General features: G+C 53.3%; 24 protein-coding genes. 16 read left to right on the top strand and 8 right to left on the bottom strand.

From position 1 onward, the window contains the following. Positions 1 to 35 precede the first annotated feature (35 nt). From frc to ORD20_RS00665, 6 genes are all read left to right on the top strand, one after another. Entirely contained in the window at positions 36 to 1,286 is a 1,251-nt protein-coding gene (frc, locus tag ORD20_RS00640) for a formyl-CoA transferase (protein WP_103375561.1), read from the top strand. Positions 1,287 to 1,321: 35 nt separating this feature from the next. Next, entirely contained in the window at positions 1,322 to 2,128 is an 807-nt protein-coding gene (locus ORD20_RS00645) for a thiamine pyrophosphate-binding protein (RefSeq protein ID WP_430626401.1), read from the top strand. A gap of 18 nt (positions 2,129 to 2,146) precedes the next feature. Next, positions 2,147 to 2,590, top strand: a complete 444-nt coding sequence (locus ORD20_RS00650) for a PAS domain-containing protein (RefSeq protein ID WP_103375563.1) — start codon at positions 2,147 to 2,149, stop codon at positions 2,588 to 2,590. A 114-nt stretch (positions 2,591 to 2,704) separates the two neighbouring features. Beyond that, positions 2,705 to 4,396, top strand: a complete 1,692-nt coding sequence (locus tag ORD20_RS00655; RefSeq protein WP_430626402.1) for a molybdopterin oxidoreductase family protein — start codon at positions 2,705 to 2,707, stop codon at positions 4,394 to 4,396. Continuing rightward, a complete protein-coding gene (locus tag ORD20_RS00660) occupies positions 4,348 to 5,493 on the top strand; it encodes a complex I 51 kDa subunit family protein (RefSeq protein WP_430626403.1) in 1,146 nt (381 codons plus the stop codon). Before ORD20_RS00655 ends, ORD20_RS00660 begins: the two co-directional genes overlap by 49 nt. Before the next feature lie 19 nt (positions 5,494 to 5,512). Then, complete coding sequence (locus ORD20_RS00665) at positions 5,513 to 6,352, top strand: 2Fe-2S iron-sulfur cluster-binding protein (RefSeq protein ID WP_242968510.1); 840 nt, start codon at positions 5,513 to 5,515, stop codon at positions 6,350 to 6,352. A gap of 313 nt (positions 6,353 to 6,665) precedes the next feature. Here the strand turns inward: ORD20_RS00665 and ORD20_RS00670 are convergent, their stop codons facing one another. After that, on the bottom strand, positions 6,666 to 7,292 hold the full coding sequence (locus tag ORD20_RS00670) for a GntR family transcriptional regulator (RefSeq protein WP_430626404.1): 627 nt from the start codon (positions 7,290 to 7,292) through the stop codon (positions 6,666 to 6,668). 295 nt (positions 7,293 to 7,587) lie between these two features. Here ORD20_RS00670 and ORD20_RS00675 point away from each other — a divergent pair, with 295 nt between their 5' ends. Continuing rightward, positions 7,588 to 9,144: an APC family permease gene (locus ORD20_RS00675; RefSeq protein ID WP_242968512.1), complete on the top strand. Its 1,557-nt coding sequence runs from the start codon at positions 7,588 to 7,590 to the stop codon at positions 9,142 to 9,144. Between the two features lie 227 nt (positions 9,145 to 9,371). Here the strand turns inward: ORD20_RS00675 and ORD20_RS00680 are convergent, their stop codons facing one another. Then, positions 9,372 to 9,911, bottom strand: coding sequence for a peroxiredoxin (locus ORD20_RS00680; RefSeq protein ID WP_430626666.1), 540 nt, complete (start codon positions 9,909 to 9,911; stop codon positions 9,372 to 9,374). Between the two features lie 45 nt (positions 9,912 to 9,956). On the opposite strand from ORD20_RS00680, the gene ORD20_RS00685 reads away from it, so the two are divergent. The 4 genes from ORD20_RS00685 (at position 9,957) to ORD20_RS00700 (ending at position 15,472) form a co-directional block, all read left to right on the top strand. After that, on the top strand, positions 9,957 to 12,077 hold the full coding sequence (locus ORD20_RS00685; protein WP_430626405.1) for an MMPL family transporter: 2,121 nt from the start codon (positions 9,957 to 9,959) through the stop codon (positions 12,075 to 12,077). A gap of 111 nt (positions 12,078 to 12,188) precedes the next feature. Then, complete coding sequence (locus ORD20_RS00690) at positions 12,189 to 13,049, top strand: patatin-like phospholipase family protein (RefSeq protein ID WP_158246261.1); 861 nt, start codon at positions 12,189 to 12,191, stop codon at positions 13,047 to 13,049. Between the two features lie 102 nt (positions 13,050 to 13,151). After that, a complete protein-coding gene (locus ORD20_RS00695) occupies positions 13,152 to 14,234 on the top strand; it encodes a dipeptide epimerase (protein WP_103375573.1) in 1,083 nt (360 codons plus the stop codon). Beyond that, the gene (locus tag ORD20_RS00700) at positions 14,231 to 15,472 is read left to right on the top strand and encodes an SH3 domain-containing protein (RefSeq protein ID WP_158246262.1); all 1,242 of its coding nucleotides are present in this window, start codon (positions 14,231 to 14,233) and stop codon (positions 15,470 to 15,472) included. Before ORD20_RS00695 ends, ORD20_RS00700 begins: the two co-directional genes overlap by 4 nt. Here the strand turns inward: ORD20_RS00700 and ORD20_RS00705 are convergent. Continuing rightward, positions 15,456 to 16,016: a hypothetical protein gene (locus ORD20_RS00705; protein ID WP_103375575.1), complete on the bottom strand. Its 561-nt coding sequence runs from the start codon at positions 16,014 to 16,016 to the stop codon at positions 15,456 to 15,458. The two genes, ORD20_RS00700 and ORD20_RS00705, sit on opposite strands and share 17 nt — an antisense overlap. A 178-nt stretch (positions 16,017 to 16,194) precedes the next feature. On the opposite strand from ORD20_RS00705, the gene ORD20_RS00710 reads away from it, so the two are divergent. The 4 genes from ORD20_RS00710 to ORD20_RS00725 all read left to right on the top strand — a co-directional run bounded on the left by ORD20_RS00710 (position 16,195) and on the right by ORD20_RS00725 (position 17,937). Then, positions 16,195 to 16,656, top strand: a complete 462-nt coding sequence (locus ORD20_RS00710) for a Fur family transcriptional regulator (protein ID WP_103375576.1) — start codon at positions 16,195 to 16,197, stop codon at positions 16,654 to 16,656. 209 nt (positions 16,657 to 16,865) lie between these two features. Then, a complete protein-coding gene (locus ORD20_RS00715) occupies positions 16,866 to 17,171 on the top strand; it encodes a hypothetical protein (RefSeq protein WP_103375577.1) in 306 nt (101 codons plus the stop codon). After that, a complete protein-coding gene (locus ORD20_RS00720) occupies positions 17,168 to 17,341 on the top strand; it encodes a hypothetical protein (RefSeq protein ID WP_158246263.1) in 174 nt (57 codons plus the stop codon). Before ORD20_RS00715 ends, ORD20_RS00720 begins: the two co-directional genes overlap by 4 nt. A 116-nt stretch (positions 17,342 to 17,457) precedes the next feature. Further along, entirely contained in the window at positions 17,458 to 17,937 is a 480-nt protein-coding gene (locus ORD20_RS00725) for a universal stress protein (protein WP_158246264.1), read from the top strand. A gap of 25 nt (positions 17,938 to 17,962) precedes the next feature. Here ORD20_RS00725 and ORD20_RS00730 read toward each other — a convergent pair whose 3' ends face one another. After that, complete coding sequence (locus ORD20_RS00730) at positions 17,963 to 18,385, bottom strand: DUF1284 domain-containing protein (protein WP_242968513.1); 423 nt, start codon at positions 18,383 to 18,385, stop codon at positions 17,963 to 17,965. Positions 18,386 to 18,592: 207 nt separating this feature from the next. Here ORD20_RS00730 and ORD20_RS00735 point away from each other — a divergent pair, with 207 nt between their 5' ends. Then, a complete protein-coding gene (locus ORD20_RS00735; RefSeq protein WP_430626406.1) occupies positions 18,593 to 18,937 on the top strand; it encodes an Hsp20/alpha crystallin family protein in 345 nt (114 codons plus the stop codon). 452 nt (positions 18,938 to 19,389) lie between these two features. Here ORD20_RS00735 and ORD20_RS00740 read toward each other — a convergent pair whose 3' ends face one another. From ORD20_RS00740 to ORD20_RS00755, 4 genes are all read right to left on the bottom strand, one after another. Further along, positions 19,390 to 20,265, bottom strand: coding sequence for a hypothetical protein (locus ORD20_RS00740; protein ID WP_103375581.1), 876 nt, complete (start codon positions 20,263 to 20,265; stop codon positions 19,390 to 19,392). Between the two features lie 58 nt (positions 20,266 to 20,323). Further along, positions 20,324 to 21,058 (bottom strand): VIT1/CCC1 transporter family protein, encoded by a 735-nt coding sequence (locus tag ORD20_RS00745; protein WP_103375582.1) that lies wholly within the window; start codon positions 21,056 to 21,058, stop codon positions 20,324 to 20,326. After that, on the bottom strand, positions 21,058 to 21,675 hold the full coding sequence (locus ORD20_RS00750) for a nitroreductase family protein (protein WP_103375583.1): 618 nt from the start codon (positions 21,673 to 21,675) through the stop codon (positions 21,058 to 21,060). The genes ORD20_RS00745 and ORD20_RS00750 overlap by 1 nt, the downstream gene beginning before the upstream one ends. A gap of 275 nt (positions 21,676 to 21,950) precedes the next feature. Then, positions 21,951 to 23,204 (bottom strand): extracellular solute-binding protein, encoded by a 1,254-nt coding sequence (locus ORD20_RS00755; RefSeq protein ID WP_158246265.1) that lies wholly within the window; start codon positions 23,202 to 23,204, stop codon positions 21,951 to 21,953. Between the last annotated feature and the right edge of the window lie 9 nt (positions 23,205 to 23,213).

A 23,213-nucleotide genomic window follows, 5' to 3' on the forward strand; every position in this document is an offset into this window, starting at 1 on the left:
CACCGACTGAATATGACCACGAGGAGTGATGAGGCATGAGTTTGCCGCTGGAAGGGATTAAAGTGATTGACTTTACGGGGGTGCAGGCGGGGCCTGCGTGCACGCAATTGCTAGCGTGGTTTGGGGCTGATGTGCTTAAGGTGGAGCGCCCTGGGGTAGGGGATATCACGAGAAGACAATTGCGTGACATTCCTGACGTCGACGCGCTTTATTTCACCATGCTCAACAGCAATAAAAAGTCGTTGGAACTGAACACAAAAAGCCCTGAGGGCAGGGAGATTTTGGAAAAGTTGATTCGGAGCGCCGATGTTTTAGTCGAGAATTTTGCGCCAGGGGCCATGGACCGGATGGGGTTTAGTTGGGAACGCATTCAAGAACTTAATCCTCGTTTGATCTTTGGGTCGGTCAAGGGATTTGGTGAAAACTCTCCATACGCCGACCTTAAGGTCTATGAAAATGTGGCGCAGTGCGCGGGGGGCGCGGCTTCTACGACCGGGTTTTGGGATGGGCCGCCTACCGTTAGCGGTGCAGCGTTGGGGGACAGCAACAGCGGAATGCATTTAGCTATTGGCATTCTCACTGCGCTTATTGACCGCATGAAAACGGGCAAAGGGCAAAAGGTCACGGTGTCCATGCAAGATTGTGTACTGAACTTGGCGCGGGTGAAATTGCGCGATCAACAGCGTTTGGAGCGCGTTGGATATCTTGAAGAATATCCGCAATATCCCAATGGAACCTTTAGCGATGTGGTGCCTCGCGGCGGCAACGCTGGCGGCGGCGGGCAACCGGGATGGGTGCTAAAATGCAAGGGTTGGGAGACGGATGACAACGCCTATATTTATTTTACGATTCAAGAGCAAGCGTGGGCGGCGACGTGCAAGGCGATAGGCAAGCCTGAATGGATTGATGATCCGGATTATGCCACGCCTCGAGCCCGCCAATCCCATATTTTTGAGATTTTCGCCGACATTGAAAAATGGCTCGCGGATAAGACAAAATTCGAAGCGGTCGATATTCTCCGTAAGTTTGACATCCCTTGTGCACCCGTCCTGACGATGAAGGAAATTGCTTATGATCCAGCCCTGCGCGAGAGTGGCACGGTGGTGGAAGTTCAGCATAAAGTGCGTGGGCCCTATCTCACCGTGGGCAGTCCCATCAAGTTTTCCGGATTCAAACCCACCATTTTAGAGTCGCCGTTGTTGGGTGAGCATACCGACGAAGTGCTGACGGAGTTGGGTTATTCGGCGGATGAGATTGCGAAATTGCGCGCGGCGCGGGTCGTTTGACCGAGCCCCGGAAGAGTCGCAGCAGAAGGGGGATTATGATGAGTGGAGCAATGACCGACGGCTTTCATTTAGTGATAGAAGCTCTGAGGCTTAATGGGATTGAGACGATTTATGGAGTTGCGGGGATTCCCATTACCGATTTGGCCCGCCTCGCGCAGCAAGAAGGTCTACACTATTTTGGTTTTCGCCATGAACAAAGTGCCGGCCATGCGGCGGCCATTGCGGGATATTTGACTCAACAGCCTGGGGTGTGCTTGACGGTTTCAGGGCCTGGTTTTCTGAATGGGCTGGTGGCTTTGGCGAATGCCACCACCAACTGTTTTCCTATGATTCTTCTTAGCGGATCCAGCGACCGTGCCATTGTAGATTTGGAGCAAGGCGACTATGAAGAACTGGACCAAATGACCGCGGCAAAACCTTTTGCCAAGGCTTCGTTTCGCGTGGGCTATGCTGTAGGGGCGGCTACGGCGCGCGGGGGCATAGTGTTAGCCATTGAAGGCGATAGCGCCTTTGGTTTTAGCGGGATGGAGTTAGAAACGATTTGCCGCTACCGTCTGCCGGTAGTGGTGCTCGTGATGAATAATGGGGGAATTTACCGTGGCGATGTGGGCAATGGGCCGCCCTCTCCGACGGGATTTGTGGCGGGGGCACGCTATGACCGGTTGATTGAAGCGTTTGGCGGCCAGGGCTACCATGTCGAAGATCCACAGGCATTGATGCAAGCTCTCCAAGAAGCGTTGGCAGCCAGGCGTCCTGCACTCATCAATTGTGTGATTGATCCGTTGGCGGGGACGGAGAGCGGCCATATTCAAAATCTGAATCCGAAAAGTGGGTTGGCTTAGACCTAAGAGGAGGGACCCATGGAATTTGATTTCGCCCAATTTTGTGTGGGCCTCGTCACGGCGATGGCCGATGCCGTTATCTTCACCGATGGGCAAGGAACGATTCGGGTGTGGAATGGAGGAGCCCAGCACATCTTCGGCTTTAGCGCGGAGGAGGCAGTGGGGGCGTCTCTCGATCTGATTATTCCGGAAAAATTGCGGGCTCGCCATTGGGAAGGCTTTGACCACATGGTGCAGACGGGAGAACGGCGCTATCCAGATGGAGCCGTACTGGCGGTACCGGCGATGCGCAAAGACGGGGTCCGAATCTCGGTGGAATTTACGGTAGTCCCGTTTTATAATGAAGACCACGTGTTGACGGGAATCGCCGCCGTGTTGCGCGATGTCACGCGGCAATTTCAAGAACTTCAAGCGTTACGGCGCCGCGTGGCACAAGGACAGGGGGGACTGTCGCCATCATAATTCGTAATATTCCGTAAATAACGATAATAGGGGGTGCTCGATCTGTACCATAACAAGGTTCTGGCGTAGAATAAGGCAGACGCATGACGAATGAGTTCCAAGAGGAGGGTTCACATGGCTACGGTCATCCGGAAGTTTGAACACACCCGGCTTACCAAACCTCTCATCCGCGAGAATGGGCAGCTGCGGGAAGCGACATGGGAAGAGGCCTTAACGCGGGCAGCCCAGCTCTTTCAGGATGTCAAAACGCGGTACGGCCCTAATGGCTTGGGTGTTTTCAGTTGTTCCAAGTCGACAAACGAGCTCAACTATTTAGCTTCGAAGTTTTCTCGTGTTGTTTTTGGAACCCATAATATCGATTCGTGCAACCGGACGTGACACGCTCCTTCTGTCGTGGGTCTCACGACGGTATTCGGGAGTGGAGCAGGTACGAGTTCCTATGAAGATTTTCATCACACGTCTTTTATTTTGTTGGTGGGGTCCAATGCCGCTGAAGCGCATCCGATTATTTTCCACCACATTATGAAAGGGGTGCACAATGGAGCGGAGTTGGTCGTCGTAGATCCTCGCAAGACGGTGACCGCTAAACGCGCTCATGAGCATCTTCAAATTGCTATCGGATCGGATATTGCGTTATTGAATGCCATGGCGCATGTGATTATTCGTGAGCATTTGTACCGGGAAGACTTTGTGGCGCGCGCAACCGTAGGTTTTGATGCCTTTCGCGACAGTGTGGCAGATTGGACACCTAAGCGGGCTGCTGTCATTACGGGGATTGCGCCCGAACGCATTGAAGCCTTGGCGCGGCGTTACGCGGCAGCTCCGACAGCGATGATTGGTTGGACTTTGGGGATTACCGAACATCATAATGCCGTCGACAACGTATACGCCTTAATCAATTTAGCGCTGCTCTGTGGCAATGTGGGTCGCCCCGGCGCCGGTCTTAATCCCTTGCGCGGGCAAAATAACGTGCAAGGTGGCGGAGATATGGGGGCGTTGCCCAACCGCTTGCCAGGGTTTCAAGATGTCACCGATCCGGCCGTGCGAGAAAAATTTGAAAAGGCCTGGGGGGTTCCGCTAGCACCTGAGCCTGGTTGGAATCAAACGCAGATGTTTGACGCCATTGAGCAGGGAACACTGCGTGGACTTTACGTCATCGGAGAGAATCCGATCCAGTCTGAAGCGGACAGTGGCTACATGCGGGCGCTGTTTGGCCAACTGGGTGCATTGGTGGTTCAAGACATCTTTTTAACCGCTACGGCGGAAATAGCCGATGTGGTCTTCCCCGCTCGGGTGTCGTTTGCGGAAAGCGACGGAACGTATACCAATAGTGAACGAAGAGTGCAGCGTGTTCGCGCGGCCCGCAGAGCTCCGGGCCAGGCCCAAGACGACTTGTGGATTGTGACGTCACTGGCGCGGGCGATGGGTTATCCGTGGCCTTATCTCGATGCCGAAGGGGTATTTGACGAGATGCGGCAACTGACGGTGAATTTCCGGGGCATGACGTATGCACGATTAGAGGAAGCGCACGGCTTGCAGTGGCCTGTACCGGAGCTGGACCATCCGGGCAGTAAAGTTTTACATGAACGCTTGTGGGCGCCGGAGGTGGCGGTAAAAGCTCCCTTTATGCCAGTGCAGTGGGCGCCTCCTGTGGAGATGCCGACACCGGAGTATCCGTTTCAGCTCACCACGGGGCGTCGGCTGGCCTTTTATAACACGGGGGTGCAGTCCAATGTCTATGACAAAGTGCTGAGCGGATGCGTGAACGGGGTTTTGATCAGGCGTTGGCCACGATTTGGGCGATGAGCCCGGAAACGGTGATTGAATGGGTCACGGCCAGTGGGATTAAGGGGCGCGGGGGTGCTGCCTTCCCCACCGGGATCAAATGGACGAGTGTGCGTCAAGCGCCTGGAGAGATAAAGTATGTGGTGATGAATGCGGATGAAAGCGAACTCGGGACGTTCAAAGACCGGGTCTTGTTAGAGCAAGATCCCTTAGGCGCATTGACGGGGCTTCTCATTGCGGCGTATGCCGTCGGGGCTCGAAAAGCCTTTTGTTATATCCGCGGCGAATACCGGGAGGTCGAGCAGGCTTTAGCCAATGCCTTGGAAACCTTACGCCAGGGTGATTGGCTGCGCGGGGTGGATGTTGAAATCCGGCGGGGAGCGGGGGCGTATATTGCCGGCGAAGAAACGGCTTTGTTTAATAGCATTGAAGGAAAGCGGCCCGAACCGCGGGTCAAACCACCCTTTCCGACGGTGAAAGGGCTATGGAGCTCACCGACCCTCATTCAAAATGTGGAAACGTTGGCCAATGTTGCCGTGTTATTCGCTCATGATGTGTCGTGGTTTACGCAGTACGGGACCCCAAAGACGCCGGGCACCAAATTAGTGGCCTTAAGCGGACACATTCGCCGTGCTGGTGTTTATGAAGTGCCGTTTGGTGTGCCGTTGGCCGATATTGTGAGCGATCCGGACTTGGGTGGACAGGTGGCAGGGAGCGGCCGCTTGGGAGCGGTGTTACTTGGCGGAGCGGCTGGCACCTTTTTGACACCGGAGGAGGTCATGAACCACCATTTGGACTATGAGTCGCTGCAAGCGCTAGGAGCCAGCATTGGCTCAGGCGCAATGATGTTCTTTGACGATACCGTGGATTTGGGCTGGGTGGTCGCAAGGCTTGCCCGCTTCTTCGCAGAGGAATCTTGTGGCCAGTGTGTGCCGTGCCGTATTGGCACCCGCCGCCTCTTAGAGATCGTGGAAGCCAAGCAGTGGGAAAGTCGCGTACACGATGTGCGGGCGTTAGCACAGGCGATGCGCGATGCCTCGATTTGTGGCTTAGGCCAGACAGCGCCCTTAGCTCTCCTGTCATTCATCGAACGGCCGCAACTGAGGCCTCATGCCTGAGGCGAAGAAGGAGGAGGCTATGATGGAGAAATCCATATCACTGACCATTGACGGCCAAGTCGTAACGGTAGCGCCTGGCACGACCTTGCGGGCCGCATGCGAACAGGCGCAGCATCCGGTGCCCACGCTTTGTTGGCATGAAAACTTGACGCCGGCTAATGCTTGCCGAGCGTGTGTTGTTGAACTGAAAGGGTCGCGTACGCTCGTGGCATCATGTTCGCGTGTCGCAGAAGATGGGATGGAAGTGTTGACAGCGAGCGAGCGTGTTCAGAATGCGCGCCAGGTAGTCGCGGAATTGCTGTTATCTACATCGGATGCGACATTGGCGCCGAGTCTTCAGGAATTGGCCCAAATATCGGGAGCGGATCCCAATCGCTTTGCAGGGGGGGCCACGTGGGCGCAGCCGATGCGCGATGACAACAATTTATATGTGCGGGACTTGTCCAAGTGCATTTTGTGCTACCGTTGTGTTGAAGCGTGTGGCGACGACGCGCAGAATACATTTGCGATTGCGGTGGCGGGGCGAGGGTTTGATGCTCATATTGATGCGGGCTTCGGGCGCGAACTGCCGGAGTCAGATTGTGTCTTTTGTGGAAATTGTGTGGCAGTCTGTCCTACAGGAGCATTGATTGGCAAAAAGGAATACGAATTGCGGCAGGAGGGGCAGTGGGATGAAAGCCAGATCACCACGACCGAAACGGTTTGCTCCTATTGTGGCGTGGGCTGCGATCTGCAGTTACATGTCCTAGACAACCAAATTGTCAAAGTCACATCGCCTGCAGATCATCCTGTGACGCATGGCATGTTGTGTGTAAAAGGACGTTATGGCTATGCTTTTGCCCAAAGTGAAGACGAGTAACCTTAAACCATATACGCACTAAACTCCCTTTTTCGAATACGGAAAGGGAGTTATTTTTTGGTTATAGGAAAGTGAATGGCTGGTTTGTTAAAAGGGGGATTCGGTTAACTGGCCACCGCGTGTGCTATACATTCCATAGAGTCCGGGGTTGGTGTAATTTGCTCTATGCGTCCGCAAGAAATATCTATTAGGATGATACGAGGTGTGGCAAATAGGCGTGGGCGCTGGGCCGTTTAGTCATGGGAAGATGGGTGAGAGAAAAGAGGGATGCGCATTAAGGTCTTTGCTAAGGTCGCCGGAGTGGGTAGCCCCGTCATTTTTCTTCCGGGAATGGGATGGACGGCCGAGTCGGTCTGGCCGTTTCGGCTCCTTCAAGATCGCTATACGGTGCATGCCTTAGACCTGCCGGGTTGTAGCGTGTGCTGTCGTCGCTACCCGTTAGAGGACCGGGATAGCGGCCCGCATGGTTCCACAGCTCTTCGATGCCTTGGATAAGTCTGCGATTGCCGGAGTGCTGATAGATGGCCATATGGAGCCGCCGATTCAACGCGTTTAATTGTTCAGGCGGCGCGTTCTGGGCAACAGCCTCCTCCAGTTCGTGCGCCATGCGGTCGAGTTCGTCCAAATCCTGATCGGTTAACGCGGGCGTAGCGAGACGAATGGCTAAGCTTTCCAACGCAGTCCGGATCTGAAAAATTTCTTCCAAATCCCGTGAAGAGATTAAACTTGCCGTGGCTCCCACATGAGGCGTAATGGACACCAAACCGGTTGAGGCTAATTGGTTAATGGCCTCCCGTACAGGGATTTCGCTGGTTCCGAACTCTTCGGCCAGTTGGCGTGTTTTCAGTCGGTCGCCAGGAGCATACTCGCCTGCGAGAATTTTTTCTCGCAGCCTTCTTAAGATATAGTCCTTTTTGGTTTCAAATGCTTTGTTCTCCATACCTCTGCCTGCTTCCTCAGCGCGTTGCCGCCGCATTGTGATGAGGTGAATCATCTACGAGTATTGATAGATATATTATATCAAATCAATACCTCGAAATGCAGTGATAGTCAGAAGTTGTGCGCCATCCCTATTGTATAGCCAGATAATTCTATACAATTAAAGCGTGGAGTCAATGGCTGAGAACAATAAGAAAGACTGGCTGGCTGCACCAATGGAAGTGTTTTAGACGGCTAGCCTAAACGGATTGGCTTCACAGGGCTCGGCAGAACATTTCGGGCGAAAGGACGTGACAGTGCTGAACAGCTTAAAAAAGCATCTTACATTGTTCGACCTAATCGTCATTGGGGTCGCAGGAGCAGTCGGAACCGGTGTTCTTTTCAGCTCAGCGGGGATGGCTGCGGTGGCGGGACCCGGCGTGGTTTTAGCGTGGTTGATTGGGGCTGTGATGTATCTTTTCGTGGGGTTGACCTATGTCGATTTGAGTTATTTATATCCCGAAGCGGGCGGACCCTCACGGTACAGTCTGTACAGCTATGGTAAAACGACCAATATGATTAATGCGTTCGCTGACCTGATTTGGTATCTCTTTATTCCGCCGGTTGAAGCATTGGCGACTGTAGAAGGGCTGAACTATTTTTACCCGCATTTTATTAATGCGTTAGGCAATCCCACGACGGCTGGAGCCGTACTTGGGGTCGTGTTGATGCTCTTATTTCTGCCGTTCAATTATTATGGCGTTCGCATGTTTGCCAATTCGACCAATGTTTTTGGCATCGCCAAGCTATTGCTCTATGTCGTGGTCGGAATTGGCTTTCTATCCTTCGCGCATAGTCAGAATTTCACGGCGTATGGTGGCTTCATGCCTTTCGGGATGGGGGGCGTGTTTGCGGCCATACCACTTGGGATGTTTGCTTTTGGCGGCATACGGGTAATTCCCGACTATGCCGAAGAGGTTAAACAGCCAAGGCTCTTAGGTCATGCGATATTATGGTCAGTTCTTGGTCAAACCATTATCTATGTCTTGTTGAGTTTGGGTTTTCTTACGGCCCTGGATTGGTCCCAGCTCAAGATTCATCCTGGGACGTGGAGCGCCATTGCGTCTATTGCGGGCAATCCCTTTTTGACAATAGCCCAGGGTGCGCATGTTGGGTGGCTGATATTCCTGACTGTCATCATCGCCGTCATTGGTCCGTTTGTGACCGGCTACATTTATCAAGGGGCAGGGAGTCGTATCCTTTTGGCCATGGGCCGTTCCGGTTTGGTAAGCGCCAAAATGCAAGAATTAAGCGATCGCTATGCGATTCCTGTATGGGCCTTGCTTGTCTTTACGGTCATCGGAGCGGTTGTGGCGTATATTGCGGCACCCTTGCCATCGATTTACAGTTTGATTACCGATGCCGTCGTGGCGGGCTATTTGGGCTTTGCAGTCAATCCTGTGGTGATGTTGGCCTTGCGCAAGGAAGGTCATGCCGGCAAGTTGAAAAATGGTTCACTCGTCGCAGTGTTGGCGTTTGCGTCCGCGTCACTCATTGTCTATTGGAGTGGGTGGCCTTCAGTCCCCTATGCCACTGTCTTGCTGGCATTGGCCTCTGTTGTCTTTGGCCTCATGTACAAGGTCAAAGGGGGATTTGTTAATGCCATCTGGTATATCGCCTATGTGCTGTTTTTGACGCTCATGACCTATATTGGCAGCGTCGGAGCCCTGAAGTGGTTTAATATTGATATAGGCAGCGTCATTGTTGTCGTGGTGTGTTTAGTGTTGTTTTTGCCGTGGGGAATCGCCTCGCGGATGGCTCCGCAGGCGAATCCCGATGTAACGGCTAAAGGCAGTGTGGGAGATAGCGCTTAAAGGCACGTCTTAACCTTGCTAGAGGCGCAGGGGAGACTTCGGCCCCCTGCGCTTAGTGGTCTTTGCTTATGTGCTGTGCCCTTGTAGTCTTGGGTGGGAACGAGAGGGCAGGCAGAGGTGGCAAAAGCCGCTGTCAATGCAACAAGTCCAATACCTAAGGTCGCATTTTGTCCAACATAATAAAGCCGCCCCGTAAGAGGGCGGCTGGTGACGCCAAAAAGGGGTCCTTAGACTTTCAGCAAGGGCTTGCCAGGGGTCCAGTCCACAGGACACAAACCACCCGCTTGAATGGCTTGCAAAACACGCAAGGTTTCATCTACGGAACGGCCGACGTTGAGGTTGTGCACCACTTCATATTCTACGACGCCGTCTGGATTGATGATGAAAAGACCGCGGTACGCTGCACCTTCTTCAGGAACATAGACCATGTAACGCCGTGAGACGTCATGAGTCCAGTCACTGGCTAACGGGTAGTTGATGGGTCCAATGCCGCCTTTGTCTGGGCTTTGCTGAATCCATGCCTTATGTACATGCGGACTGTCTGTGGAGACACCGATGATTTCTGCGCCCAGATTCGCAAAGCGGTCATAGGCGGTGGATAAGGCAGTGATTTCGGTCGGGCAGACAAAGGTGAAGTCGTGGGGATAGAAGAATAGGACAACCCACTTACCGCGGTACTGTTCAAGGCGTACTTGCTCGGTTTCACCGTTCGGCATAATAGCCGGCATGTCAAAAGATGGTGCGGGTTTTCCTACGAGTGCCACAATGCGGGGTGGACGCGGTTTACAGTACGGTCTAGATGGCTGGTAATTATGGTGTGGGTGCTATTAATCGTTGCGACTATCCCCTTAGCGATGCAAGTCACCCGCCATCTCACGGCCAATGGATTTGATAATCCTCGGAGTGAGGCGAGGTGGGCGACGGATCAACTCTCCCGGCTGAATCCTCCGCCTGCCCCTGACCCCCTTTTGATTCAGGGATTATCTCAAGGCCGCGTGATCGCGATTGCCCAAGATGCGCATATTGGTCGTCAAACTTTGCATCCCCTGCACGGGGGCGGGGTGCTGTATGTGCCTTCTCCCCAGACGTCGGTGTCGATGTCACGCCATTTTGAAACCGTGATTACGGCCCACCATGGACAGTGGCAAGATGTGACCCAAGGCTCTGTGGGGAAAACCGTGGCCCATGATAGCGCGAAAACCTTGGCGTTAAGCGGCGTACTCGCCATCCCCTTTTTAGCCGTGCTCTTGTTTGCCGTGTTCGGATCGGTGGCGGCGATTGCTTTGCCGCTCATCATTGCGGTGGCGGGGTCGGAAATTGCGCTTTCGGTGATTACTCTCGTGGAAACACACATTCAATTGTCCGTCTTTTTGACAGACATTGTGTCCTTTTTAGCCTTAGGGGTCGGCATTGATTATGCGCTCTTTATTAGCACGCGTTTTCGCCAAGCGTTAGACCGCGGTCACGGGGTTGAAGAGGCCGTTGTGGAAAGCATGCGTCATGCGGGGCGCTCTGTGCTCTATTCCGGAATCGCGGTAGCGTTGGCGGTGGCGACATTGCTGTTGGGAGGCAATGCGTATTGGCAAGGTCTGGCTTTGGGAGGCGCTGTCGCCATTGCTTCTGTGCTGTTGGCTACCCATTCGCTGTTGCCAGCGGTTATGGCGGTCATGGGCAAACACTTGCGTTGGGGTGGACTGAAGCGGGTGCCCAATTGGGGATTCTGGCGGTTTGTCGGCCGGTTATCCGTCGATAAGCCGTGGTGGGGCTTGATCCTAAGCGTATTGCTGTTAGTGCCCCTGGCGTTATTGGGGCCGCGCATGCAAATGCGGACTCCGGCTAATTTGGCCAGTATGTTGCCCTTAAATAGTCCGATTCGGCAAGCCGTCATCCTCGAGCAGAAAATTCAAGGGCCAGGCAGTATTGCCCCATTAGGGGTGGTGATGCGCTTTGCCACGCCGCTTAGTCAGGCACAAACGTGGAGCGCTGTGAATGACGTCACGGCCCATTTGCAAAATCTTTCGGGGGTCAAGAAAGTTTCCTCTCCCAGGGACTTGGGCGTGCCCCCAGGGGGTTTAGCTGCGATGGTGGGACATAAACTGCCAGAGCCTGCCGCTTTGAAAACGGCCTTGTCCAATTTTATCAATCCCCATGTTATTCCCCGCACCGTGGTCGTTTACGTGGTAGCCACGACCGGACCAGATAATCCAGCGACCGCCCATTTGGCGGCTCGCATTGACCATCAGTTGCCGCGGTGGCTGCCGCGGGGTACCCGCGCTGCGGTGGGGGGGCAGGTGCCGATTTTGCGCAGTTTTAATACGCTGACGGCGCACCGACTTCCGTGGATTATTGGCGCGGCCCTGATTGTTGCCTTGATTGTGCTGTCCATTGCGACGGGGTCCATTATGCAGGCCGTATTAGGCGTAGTATTTGATGCGTTGGTTGCGCTGGCGACAGCCGGACTGTTGGTGCTGGTCGTTCAGCGCGGTCTGTGGGGCTTCCAAGCCCAACCCTTAGATAGTTCGATTACGCCGTTGATCTTTGTGTTGCTTTTTGGCTTATCCATGGACTATGAAGTGATTTTATTGCACCGAATTCAAGAGCCGCTGCGAACGGGGGCGCCCGTATCCCGGGCGGTGTATTCGGGGGTGTCGACCACCGGCTCGATGATTACGGGGGCAGGCATGATTATGGTAGTGGTGTTCTTATCTTTGATGGTCAGCCCGCTGCAGGTGATGAAGACCTTAGCGCTTGGATTGAGCTTTGCGGTGTTGGTGGATACATGGATTGTCCGTTCGTTGTTAGTACCGAGCACCATCGTTTTATTGGGGCGGGCGTCGTATTGGCCGTGGCGCATTCCCTCATCGGATCCGGCGCAACAGGTGGCCAGTGAGAGCGATGGATGGGCACGAGAAGATGCCAGGGATCCGTCTTAAGATTTTCGGTTGATTTTCAACTTTTCTTTGCCCCAGTTATTGCCTTCCCGAAGAAACATGGGACCTTTGGAATATGGTGTAAAAGGACCACTGAAGGGGGGCAATCGTATTATGTTTGCACTCGCATTGTCTGGGGGAGGTTTGCTGGGAGCCGCGCATTTAGGCGTGCTGCAAGTCTTGGAGGAAAACGGTTTGTGGCCGTCGGCAGTGGCAGGAACATCGGCCGGAGGATTGGTGGCATCGATGGTCGCGTCAGGGGTAGGGGTGGAGGATATGGTCGCGTGGGGCCAAGCCGTAACCGAACACCCGGAGGACTATTTCGAGCTGAATACGGAGGGATTTGTTAAAGAAATTTGGCCGGGGGTACATCAGCCCGCTACCGGGATCATTAATCCGCAAAAGTTCTTGGAGAGTCTCATTGCGCTATCTCCCACTGTGCAAACCATTGCGGATTGGGCGATGCCCTGTGCGGTGATTGCGACGAATATTGCGCAAATGCAGCCCGCGGCCTTTACGCCCGTTTTGGGGGTTAAGCCCCCAGGGCCGGGCTGGGAAATTATCCAACAAGCTTACCTGCGTTGGGCTTTAGGGGCGACGATGGCGATTCCTGCGTTATTTGATGCGGTGCGCCACAAGGCGGCCTTGTATGTCGATGGCGGGATTTCCGACACGTTGCCGATTAATTGGGCTTTTCAACTTTGCCCAGGGCCGGTTATTGGGGTCAATGTCGCGCCCACGAAACCGGTCAACGGCGCCGATTTGGGGATTGCCGACATTTTAGCGCGGTCGGAGGCTTTTGTGACCCAAGAATTGTCCGATGTGCAGAATCAACACTACCTCTCAGTCGTGATAAGTCCACCGACTGAAGGGACGCCATTTTGGGCTTTTCACGACTATCATCGCCTTATCGCCTTAGGGCGCCATGCGGCGATTGAGGCTCTGCCGGACATTGCCAAGATGCTATCTCTGTGATTGAAAGAAAAATCCCACCCCAAAGACAGGAACTTTCACCTGCCAAAGCGAATCTTTTTGGTAACAAGCTTGGCCGTCACAGGTGAAGAGGAGGGGTCTGGGGTGCGATTGATAGAAGGGATGGTCCATGTTGCTCGTTTGCCGCTTGTGACCCCATTCCGTACAAGTTTACGGGAAGTGACAGCGGTAGACGATGTCCGTGTCACCTTGCTAGCCGATTCCGGCCACCAAGGGCTGGGGTCAGCGTCTCCTACGGCGGCGATTACGGGTGAGACGACGGCGGGCATCGTGGCTGCGATTCGGGAATATCTATTGCCTGCGCTCTATGGGCGCGATCTCGATGACCGCAACGCGACGTATCAAGCGGTTCAAGATGCGCTGCAACACAATACGTCGGCAAAAGCGGCGGTGGATATTGCGTTACATGATTTGTATGCCCGCTTTGATGACATGCCGTTGGTGCGCCAACTGGGGGGGAAGGGCACCACGGTGTTGACGGATGCGACTGTCAGTTTGGACACGAGTGAGACCATGGAGCGTCAAGCTTTGTCGCTTGTGGCTCAAGGATTTTCGCAGCTAAAAATTAAAGTGGGTGGCCGCGACGGAGACGATGCGGTGCGCGTGCGCCGAATTCGGGAGGCCGTGGGCGGCCATGTGCGTCTGTGGGTAGACCCCAATCAAGCGTGGTCCGTCCGAGAAACGTTGGACCAAGCCGAAGCGCTTGGTCCCTATGGGGTGGAATTTATTGAACAGCCACTCCCGGCTAACGACATGCGGGGGATGGCCGAGGTACGAAGCCGCAGCGCGTTGCCGATTTGTGCGGATGAAGCGGTGTATGGGCCTCTTGATTTGCAACGGCTGTTGGATTTGCGTGCAGCCGATATTCTCAATGTCAAATTAATGAAGGCAGGAGGATTGACCCGAGGGGCGCTCTTGTTAGCGTGGGCTCAAGCAGCCGGATTGCACTTGATGGTGGGCAGCATGATGGAAGGTCCGGCATCGGTCAGTGCGGCCGCCGCGCTGGCCCAAGCCTACCAATGTCACTATGTTGATTTGGATGCCGGCTACTTTTTACACGAGGCGAAAGCGCAAGGGGGCATTCGCTATGAACATGGGGCCATTGTGTTTCCAGACAAGCCGGGTTTGGCGCTCACATGGCAAGGCCAGGAAGAGGGGCTGGTATGATTTTGCACGTCGAAGAGGCCATGCTGTCTCCAGAATTCTGGATCGCTCGCATGGGGGAAGAGGCGGCACACCGTGTTTATAATCCACAGGCTATTAACCAGGCGCTCAAGCCTCCTCATCTCCCCTTTCAAGAGGCAATCCAAACACTTCGTCAAGGAGGGGACCAAGCGGCGTTAATTCTCCCTGCGGGTGCAGTGCCCCAGGGCTATGACCGTCATGGGCAACCCGTGACAGCGGCGTGGCAAGGGCAGGTGCAAAAGAATGCCATTCTGGAACCATTTCCTGAGCGATGGGGATTTTCTGTGACGCGGGCGGCACTACGGTCATGGCCTACCTTAGACCCCGTCTTTCGCACGCCAAAGGACCAGGAATTTGATCAGTTGCAACAGACACGCGTTGGGGTTTTTGAACCGCTTTTGATTTTAGGACAAAGCGCAGATGGCCAATGGTTTTTGGTGCAGTCACCCATTTATCAGGGATGGGTTCGCCAAGACGATGTGGCCTGGTGTGACGCGCTGACGTTTACGCGTTTTGCGGATCGTTCCCATCTTGTTGTCATTACCCACCCCAGGCAGGTGGTGGAACCGGAGCCGGGGAGCGATGAGGAGCCCCACGTGGTCAGTGTAGGCACCATGTTGCCAGAGGCCACGACGTTCTCAGTGGGCCATCAAGCATCGCTGGTTCATGTGGCGGTGTGGTGGCCACAGCGTGCGGCTGATGGATCCTTGAGCGTTCGTCCGGCGCTTATGGTAAAAGGGCCGGGTGTGCACCAGGGGTTTTTGCCGGCGACGCGTGCCAACCTCCTACGTGTCGCTTTCAGCTTATTAGGCGAGCGGTATGGCTGGGGCGATAGCTTTGACCGGCATGATTGCTCGAGTTTTGTTCGCGATGTTTTTCAAACCCTAGGCATTCATATGCCGCGCAATAGCAGTGCCCAAGAACAAGCGGTGTCTTGGCGTCAGCGGTTATCGGGCTCATATGATGAGCGCCGGATCGCATTAGAAGGAGCGTTAGCGGGCGATGTGCTCTTTATGCCAGGGCACGTGATGGTTTACTTAGGTATGTACCGTGGTCGTCCTTATGCCCTGCATGCTTTTGTGGGGTATCGTCATGGTGGCCAGGTGCATTGGGTTAATCAGGTCATGGTCTCGCCTCTTGATATTGAGCTTAGAGACCGTGACCTGCCTTATCTCCAAGGCGTCACGTCTGTTGGCGCGGTCCTTAAGACGCTGGAGTGACAGTAATAGTGCCTTGCATATACCCTGGAGTGACCATGGGACCGCCCATGCCCATGGGAGAGGTGCCGCAAGGGGCCATGCATTGCCAGCCGTAACGGCCTGCTTGAGGCATCCGAATTTTGGCGGTGACGGTGACTGTGTGGCCTGCGGGTGCTGCGGGTATGGGCAAGTTTAAGCCAATCGCAGGAATGGTAAAGGTATGGGCGATGTTTTGGTTGTTGACGGAGCGCTCGGCTTTTCCGTCAATCATCTCCGTATCGCCAATCGTCCCGCGGACTTTGTCATCTTGCAGCATCGTCAAGGGAGCCGTACCGGAATCGTGCGAGATAATGGTGAGCTGTACGGTGCTGCCGGCTGGCGCGGACCAAAAAGCGGGACGGTATTGGGGCCAGCCTGGTTTGTGAATTTCCTGGCCCGTGTAAATGACCATCGTCCGGGCAATCACCGTCGGTGCTTTGGATGGACTAGCGGTATTGAGTCCACATCCGGCAAGTCCCAGAGCCATTGCTGTGGTCATCGCGATCATAATTGGTCGTGGAGTCATACTCAACCTCCCCTAATGTCAGAGTCTGTGTTTAGGGTACCCATTCCCAAGACAGGTGACCAGGGCCATAAGGACTATTTTCTAGGACGGCTACCAATTTCCAGCGGTTTGTATTTTCTTGGTGAGACCGTATAATAGATAAGAGGGAGACCTAGGATAAAGAGCAAGGAGAGAGGTCATGAATCAGCGCGGGGTATCAGCGGAATCGCTTTTACGCGAAAAAGGGCTACGCGTGACAGCGCAACGGCGCATGGTCCTACAATATTTGCTGGACCACGAAGGCAGTCATTTCACGGCCGACCAAGTGCGTGATGCGTTATTGCCGTTATTGCCTGAGTTGGCAAAAGGGACGATGTACAAGACCCTACAGGATTTAACCGCGGTCAACATCGTGGAGCTTTTGCCGACACCCCAGGGTTATGCCTTATATGGCTTGCGTTTAAAGCCGCATCAGCATTTTTATTGCGTCGCATGCCATGGCTGGTTTGACGTGCAACCGAATAATGTGGAGGCTTTGACGTTTGATGCGCCGGGGTTTGTCATTGAAACCGTCGACGTGACGTTGCGCGGCTTGTGTCCTGCCTGCGCTAAGCAAAACACCCTGTCGACGGCAGCTCGTGCCGAGCATAAGGCTTTTTAACCATAATAAGAGGGAAGGTGCGAGCTGGCATTGCGGTGCCAGCTAATTTTCTATGCCATGATTTCGAACGTCGTATGGTGATTTGCGTGCATCATAGTCCTACTGAGTGCGTTACAATGAGGCAGGTCCATGGTGTCGTTTTCTCGCAAACTCTGTCGCGAGGAGTCATGGTAGGTGTAGCCGTTTTGGCTCAAGGAAGGTGATAAAGGATGCATGTGGTCATATGGGCGTATCTTACGTACCTTCTGACATTTGTTTTAGGCGTCATATTTTTTCTGCGGTATGATTTGCGCCGGCGCAAGTTGCCGCCGCGTTTTTTGGCCGTCCACTTATTTTTGACGGTCATGACGTTTATTTTGTTTTCGTCAGCCATGGCGCCGAGTCTTAGGCAGCATTATCCGCATCCGGTAATTGGCCGAGGCGCTCATAGCACCTTATGGTTGACTTTGCACCGGCATGGTCTGACTTTCACGAATTCGGGGTCGGTTGCACCTAGTCAGGGGGCGACCAAATGACCTTGTTGCAATGGACGTATATGTTGTTTTTGCTCACGGTTGTGGGAGGAGGTACATTGTTCTTTGCCTATCTCCTGCCGAAACGGAATTATCCGTTGGGCTTGGTGATCACCCATTTGGGGTTGGCAGCCATTACCCTCATTTTTTTTACTATCGCGGTGTTTCATTAATTTTCGTTTAGGACAAGACAAAAAGCGCGTGTCTTGTCCTGTAAGCCTTTAGGCATCTGTGGAAATGTATGGCATAATCAGGGCAATACGCGAGATTTTGCAGAGGAGAAATGAACATGCTAACGAAAGTGGCAGTAGCCGTCGATGGATCGCATGCCAGTTGGCGCGCCTTAGAAGCCGCCTTGGAATGGCTCGGAGACCAGGGTGAAGTGTTGATCGTTGACGTTAAAGACATTGTGGCCTTTGTTCAGCCCATTGCTCCGACCACCTACGGAGGATCGTCCATGGCGAGTCTCGAAACACTGCTCGAGGAATGGGATGCCAATGCCGAAAAGGTGCGCGAACAGGCGATGGCCATGGTGAAGAAGACGGGCATTACGGCTCAGTGGCAAGTCGTAACGATTCAAGATGGGGAAATGCATGCTGCCCAAGCGTTCTTAGAAGCGGCTATCAAAGCCAAGGCCCAAGCGGTGGTCGCAGGCCGTCACCATGGCTCAGCATGGATTGAAGGACTCTTTGGCAGTTTTCCGCGGTGGCTGGCGACGCATGCATCCTTACCTGTTGTCATTATTCCCCCGTCCCAAGATGCATCATGACAGAAATATCTGGGGCGTGCAGGCGTTAAGGGATTGGAAACAATCCCTTACCCTGTTTGATGTCATCAAGACCTTGAGCGCAGACACCGTAAGGTCGCCACGAGCACGTAGCACAGAGCGTGTCGATATCACCGGAAACCATATGCTGCCTGATGCGGTCGACAATAGCGTCCCACGTTGTTTCTTTGGTTAATGACAGCGATAACTGGTCTAAGACGCGTTGATCGCGCCAAAAGATTTCGGCATCTTCACAATGATAAGGTTGAGTTGTCGGGAATTTATCGCATAAGTCGTCAGGGCCTGTTATCAATATGATTCGAGTCTGCGGCTCGTTGCGCAAGGTCTGATGAATGGCTGTCATATTGACAATGTATTCTTCTGAATATCCCATGCCGCGGTACCCCAGCAAGCATAAAATATGATGACCGCGTAAACGTATTGTCTTCACGTTAATACCACCTCGGCGAATTATACCACGAAGGGATTGGACTCACCGGTTCTTGAAGCAGGTCTCACGTTCCGCAAGGCGTGGCGTATTCCCCTCGACATTGAATAAAATCTCCGAAAAAATTTTTACGGGAAATGTTGACATCGAAGGAAAGCGTGATATTATAAAGACAAAGAAAGACAAAGTCACAAATACGAGGTGATTGCGATGCGGTTTGAGGAATGGTATGGCGTGAACGGAGTAGGGTTTGTACCGCTAACCAATATTGTGCGTAAAGACAATGCGTTTGAAGTGGATTTAGCGGTTCCCGGATACACAGAAGACCAGCTGGCAGATGCCAAAGAGGGGCAGGACACCGACATGTACTTGCGGCGGGAAATTCGCCAACTGCCTTTCCGGTACCGGGTCGAATTACCTGAGGGCGCTCAAGCTGACCAGATTGCGGCGGAGTTGCACAATGGGTTGCTGACGGTAACGATTCCTTTGCAACCCAAAAAGGTGATTCCCGTTAAGATCCAAACGGTCCCCATTACCAAGAGCATCGAAGCGTAAGGAGTCGTTGTGGAGTACGTAAACCATGCGGCCTGAGATATCGTGTTCTGATGAGTGAGGTATTTTGGGCCGCGACGTTTCAAAGATTTAGTTATCCCATTCGGTCTTCGTCATAGCAGAAGGTCAATCTGCTGGAAGCCGAATGGGATTTTGCGTACAAGACATCATACGGTAAAGCTCGTCACTCTAGGCATTTCCCGTTGTAGAATCTATAGGCATTGTGTGATAAGGGGATTGCCAAAAGCACACTAGAATTAAGATTTCCTCGTGGAGCATGGGACAAAGCGGTAGCCATGACCAGCAACCGTTTGAATATGCGAGTATCCGATATTTTGACGAATACGGTGCACCATTACACGTAATATATCATGACTCCATTGTGGCCATCCTAATTCCGTGGCATAGCGGTCACAGTCCTCCAGTGTTAATGAGTGCCTCTTGTGGCGAGCTGTTTAGGCGAGAAGCTGTACTCCACGCCAAGGCAGACCTATGAGTTGTCCCCTATGCCACATTTGGTGGCGGATCCAATCGATTTCGAGGCAGTGTAACTGTTCAATTGATTCGGCCGACAGATCGTGTTGCGTTCGGCTTAATTCGTATCTGCGTTCGTCCCAGAGCCACACGTGGGCCGTTGATAGCCAAGCTTGCTCGAGGAGGGCGTCTAACCAATCCCGATCATCTGTCCATGCTATAAGGTTGAAAATGAGCACCTCGGCCGTGGGTATGAGATCCAGAGCATGGTGGACCGAAAGCAAGACCGTCCAAGTCAGGTCGTTCGGGCGCTTCACCCATCCCAGAGGAAGCGATGCTCCGGAGAATCGTTGGATCGGTGTCATAGGCAAGGATGGAAGGGCCATACAACTTTGAAAAGTATATCCCAGCCCTCGCACTCGGTGGAAATGCGCTGGAAGGGATTTTTGGAGGTCATGAACTGCCGTCTGCCACGCCGAAGGGGACCACTGTTCGGTTGGCTTCAGACTACGATTAACGACTTCCCGGGTCAACAATAGGTAGGGGTGGCGTGCTACTTCTATGGCTAGTTTTAAGGCGGTCCATGGTAATGAGAGCGATGTGCCTAGATGTTTGGCCCACCGAATGTCCTTAGACGCTGTGAGGCAGGACACGGGGACCGTCGCGGAGTCATTGAGAGAGGGGATTGCCCAGTGATGGCGAGTAATGTACCAGGGAACTCGTTGAAATCGTCCCACCCAGAGCGTCAGAACTGTGCCATATGAGCAGGTCTCTTGTAAGATTATACGCAAGAATCGTATGGAGTCAACATGTCGAAGGATATGAGAAGACGATGACGAATGCGTCAATGTTCCCATGCAGGTGACTTGTGCCTCCTTGTCGATTTTTTGCCATTTCGACAGCATAGAATTACGTTCACAGCCCTAAAAGCGGCGTAATTAATTGGCCAGCTCCCATGCCGATAGCGGCAGCGGCGCTGGCAATAACGAGGAATAACAACCCAGAGCGCCACCATGTCTCTGACGTGCCTCGGGTGGTTACAGCTCCCAGTAGAAAAGCGGTTAAGGCTGAGAGAACGATGACCCAGGGAAAGGCTTGCAACGGCAGCGAGACCAAAAGGTTGGGCAATAGCGGCGGAAGTGATCCTACTAATACCGCGAGGGCCATTGACCCGGCGTTGTGCCATGGATTCTCAAATGTTTCTGGAATGATGCCAAGTTCATCGCGTAGCATCATTTGCAACCAAAGGGAATGATCTTTTTCAAAACGGTACAGGATCATCGCTGTTTCTTCTGCAGAAAATCCATACCGGAGGTAAATTCGACGCATTTCATCTAATTCTTCATCGGGACACTCCTGTATTTCCCTTTTCTCTCGTTCAATTTCGGCTGTTTGATAGCGCACGGTCGTATGCGTTGCCAAAAAAGAACCTAGAGCCATGGAAACGATCGCAGCCAGAATGGCTGCTGTCGTAGCCCCTAACACAATGCCCTGAGAAGAATGGGCGAATGTAAGGCCTGCGACCAGTCCCACAGTGGCCACCAGACCGTCGTTCATACCGAACACCCATTGCCGCACCGTAGCGGTTTGGGCGCTATGCCATGTTTCGTCTTGATATTCTTGCGGATGCTCCCACGGAGTCTGGGCCATTAGAGCGGTTTACCTCCCATCGATTGCGATTTGGGATGTGTTGTAGTTTCGTCTCCCAGCCATACAATGTGGCGGTCGATGGGAGAACGGTGACGTTGGATAGCGCGTTGGGCAGAATATCCGACGAATACCGTACCGACGAACACGCTGCCTTCGGGACTTTGAAGAAAAGAGCGCACGGCAGGTCCATCATAAATGGAACCGGTGCGCCAAATTGCGCCGAGTCCGAACCCGTGCGCAGCCAATAACAGATTTTGTATAGCGGCTGCTGTCGCCGCGTAGTTTTCTTGTGTTTGCTGGGCCTTGCTACCGAGTGTCGAATACACCGCAATCAACACCGGCGCGCTATGCAGTTTCCGTCGTTCTTTCAATGCTTTTGCCTCAGTGTTTAGAGCATCAAGGGACGACGTTCCGCGAGTGAGATCGTCATGTACGGCATTGGCAAGGGATGTGCGCGCGGCACCTGATACCACTGTGAAACGCCATGGCTCGGTCAAATGATGATTGGGTGCCCAAACGGCGAGCGCTAAACATCGTTCAATTAAGTCTGTGGGGACTGGCCTTGGGTCAAACACCTTGATACTTTGTCGTCCTAATATCGCGTCTTCTATCAACATGGTTACAACTCCTTAGGGATAATTGTTGCATTTTACGTTATGGGGTTGGTGTTCGAGTATGCGAAAGAATTTTCTCAGTAAACAACTTCGCAGAGTACTTTCTTGGGAGACAGCAGCGGTCAAGAGCGTGTGTGCGGATTGAACAGATTGAACAGATTGAACAGATTGAACAACTCTAAACCGCTGGCTGCCCTGGTCGTATTATTCAACCGATGTTCCGCATTATGGTGGGACGTTAGCTGCCCAACATCATGTCACTTAGATGATGCTGGATTCTAAAGAGCTGACTGCCCAGATAAATAGCTGTCGGCTTGTTTTTGAAGGGTAGCGAGGGCCTGGGCTACGGATTGCCTACCCGTGACAGCATTGAAGAAGGCGGTATCCAGCACAGCTTGCACCTCTTTATAAGCTGTCGGTATAGGTCGGGAGATTGTGTAGGGTGAGGTCAAGATCTGATTGGCCACCGTTAAGCCCGGATGGCTGGCCAAAAAGCTTGAAGGGATTTGGGCCTCCCCTGTAGTGGTGACAGGCGGATAGCCTGAGTGCTCGCCCCAGTATGCCTGGGTCGACGGTTTCAACCACCAGTCGAGGAATTGTGCTGCAGCCAGGTCTTGAGCGTGAGTATGACCCGTCATGAGGACAAAGCCTAGTCCTTGGACGAGATTGGCAGAATGGCCTGTAGACCCGGACGGATAAGCAAATACGCCGACCGGAAATTTCCCTCCTGCTGCGTCCAAAATCTTTTGGTATCCGGCCGAAGTTCCATCGGCCATCGCGAGTTTACCTGAACCGAAGTCTGCGCGAATTTCGGTGCCATGGGCAAAAATTAGTTCATTTTTTTGATATAAGGACCGAAAGAAGTTAAAGGTTGCCGTGGCCGCCGTTGTTTGAAAGTCGGCGCGTTTGTCATGCGATCCTGGTTCGAAAATGTTTCCGCCGTTACTTAAAAACGGAGGCAGAATGTGAGCCGATGAATCCTTCCATGCGATAGGGATGATACCCGGATCCTTCGCTTTGATTAATGCGGCATCTTGAGCGAGTTGGGTCCACGTAGTTGGAGGCTTAGTGATGCCGGCCTGAGCAAAGAGTGTTTTATTATAGGTGATTTGACTAACCTTTGCATCAGCTTCGATCCGGTAATGTTGGCCATTGACTTCTCCATTGTGCCACACCACAGGAAAAACAGCGGATGTTTCCGAGGAGGGCAACGTGGAGAGCAGCGAATTCCATGATACGAGTGCGTGGGCGGTGAGAAAATTCCCATCGTAATGACTGATTTCTGCAAGGACGGGAGCATCTCCTGCAGCGAGAGCGCCTAAGGCTTTGTGACTTGCCTTGGTGACGACCAGCTGAACATGGACAGAATGATGACTGGCATTGAATTGATTGACCAAAGCCGTCATAGTTTGCCCGGCGGGTCCCCCGGACGAGTGGGATTCCCATAGGGTAATGTCTTGTACAGCGGATGAAGATTTAGTGGGGGCGGAGGCCGAAGTTGTACCGCACCCGGCTAACGTTATTAAACCCATAGCAATAAC

This window comes from Sulfobacillus thermotolerans, from assembly GCF_039623705.1.
GTDB classification, from domain to species: Bacteria; Bacillota; Sulfobacillia; order Sulfobacillales; family Sulfobacillaceae; genus Sulfobacillus; species Sulfobacillus thermotolerans.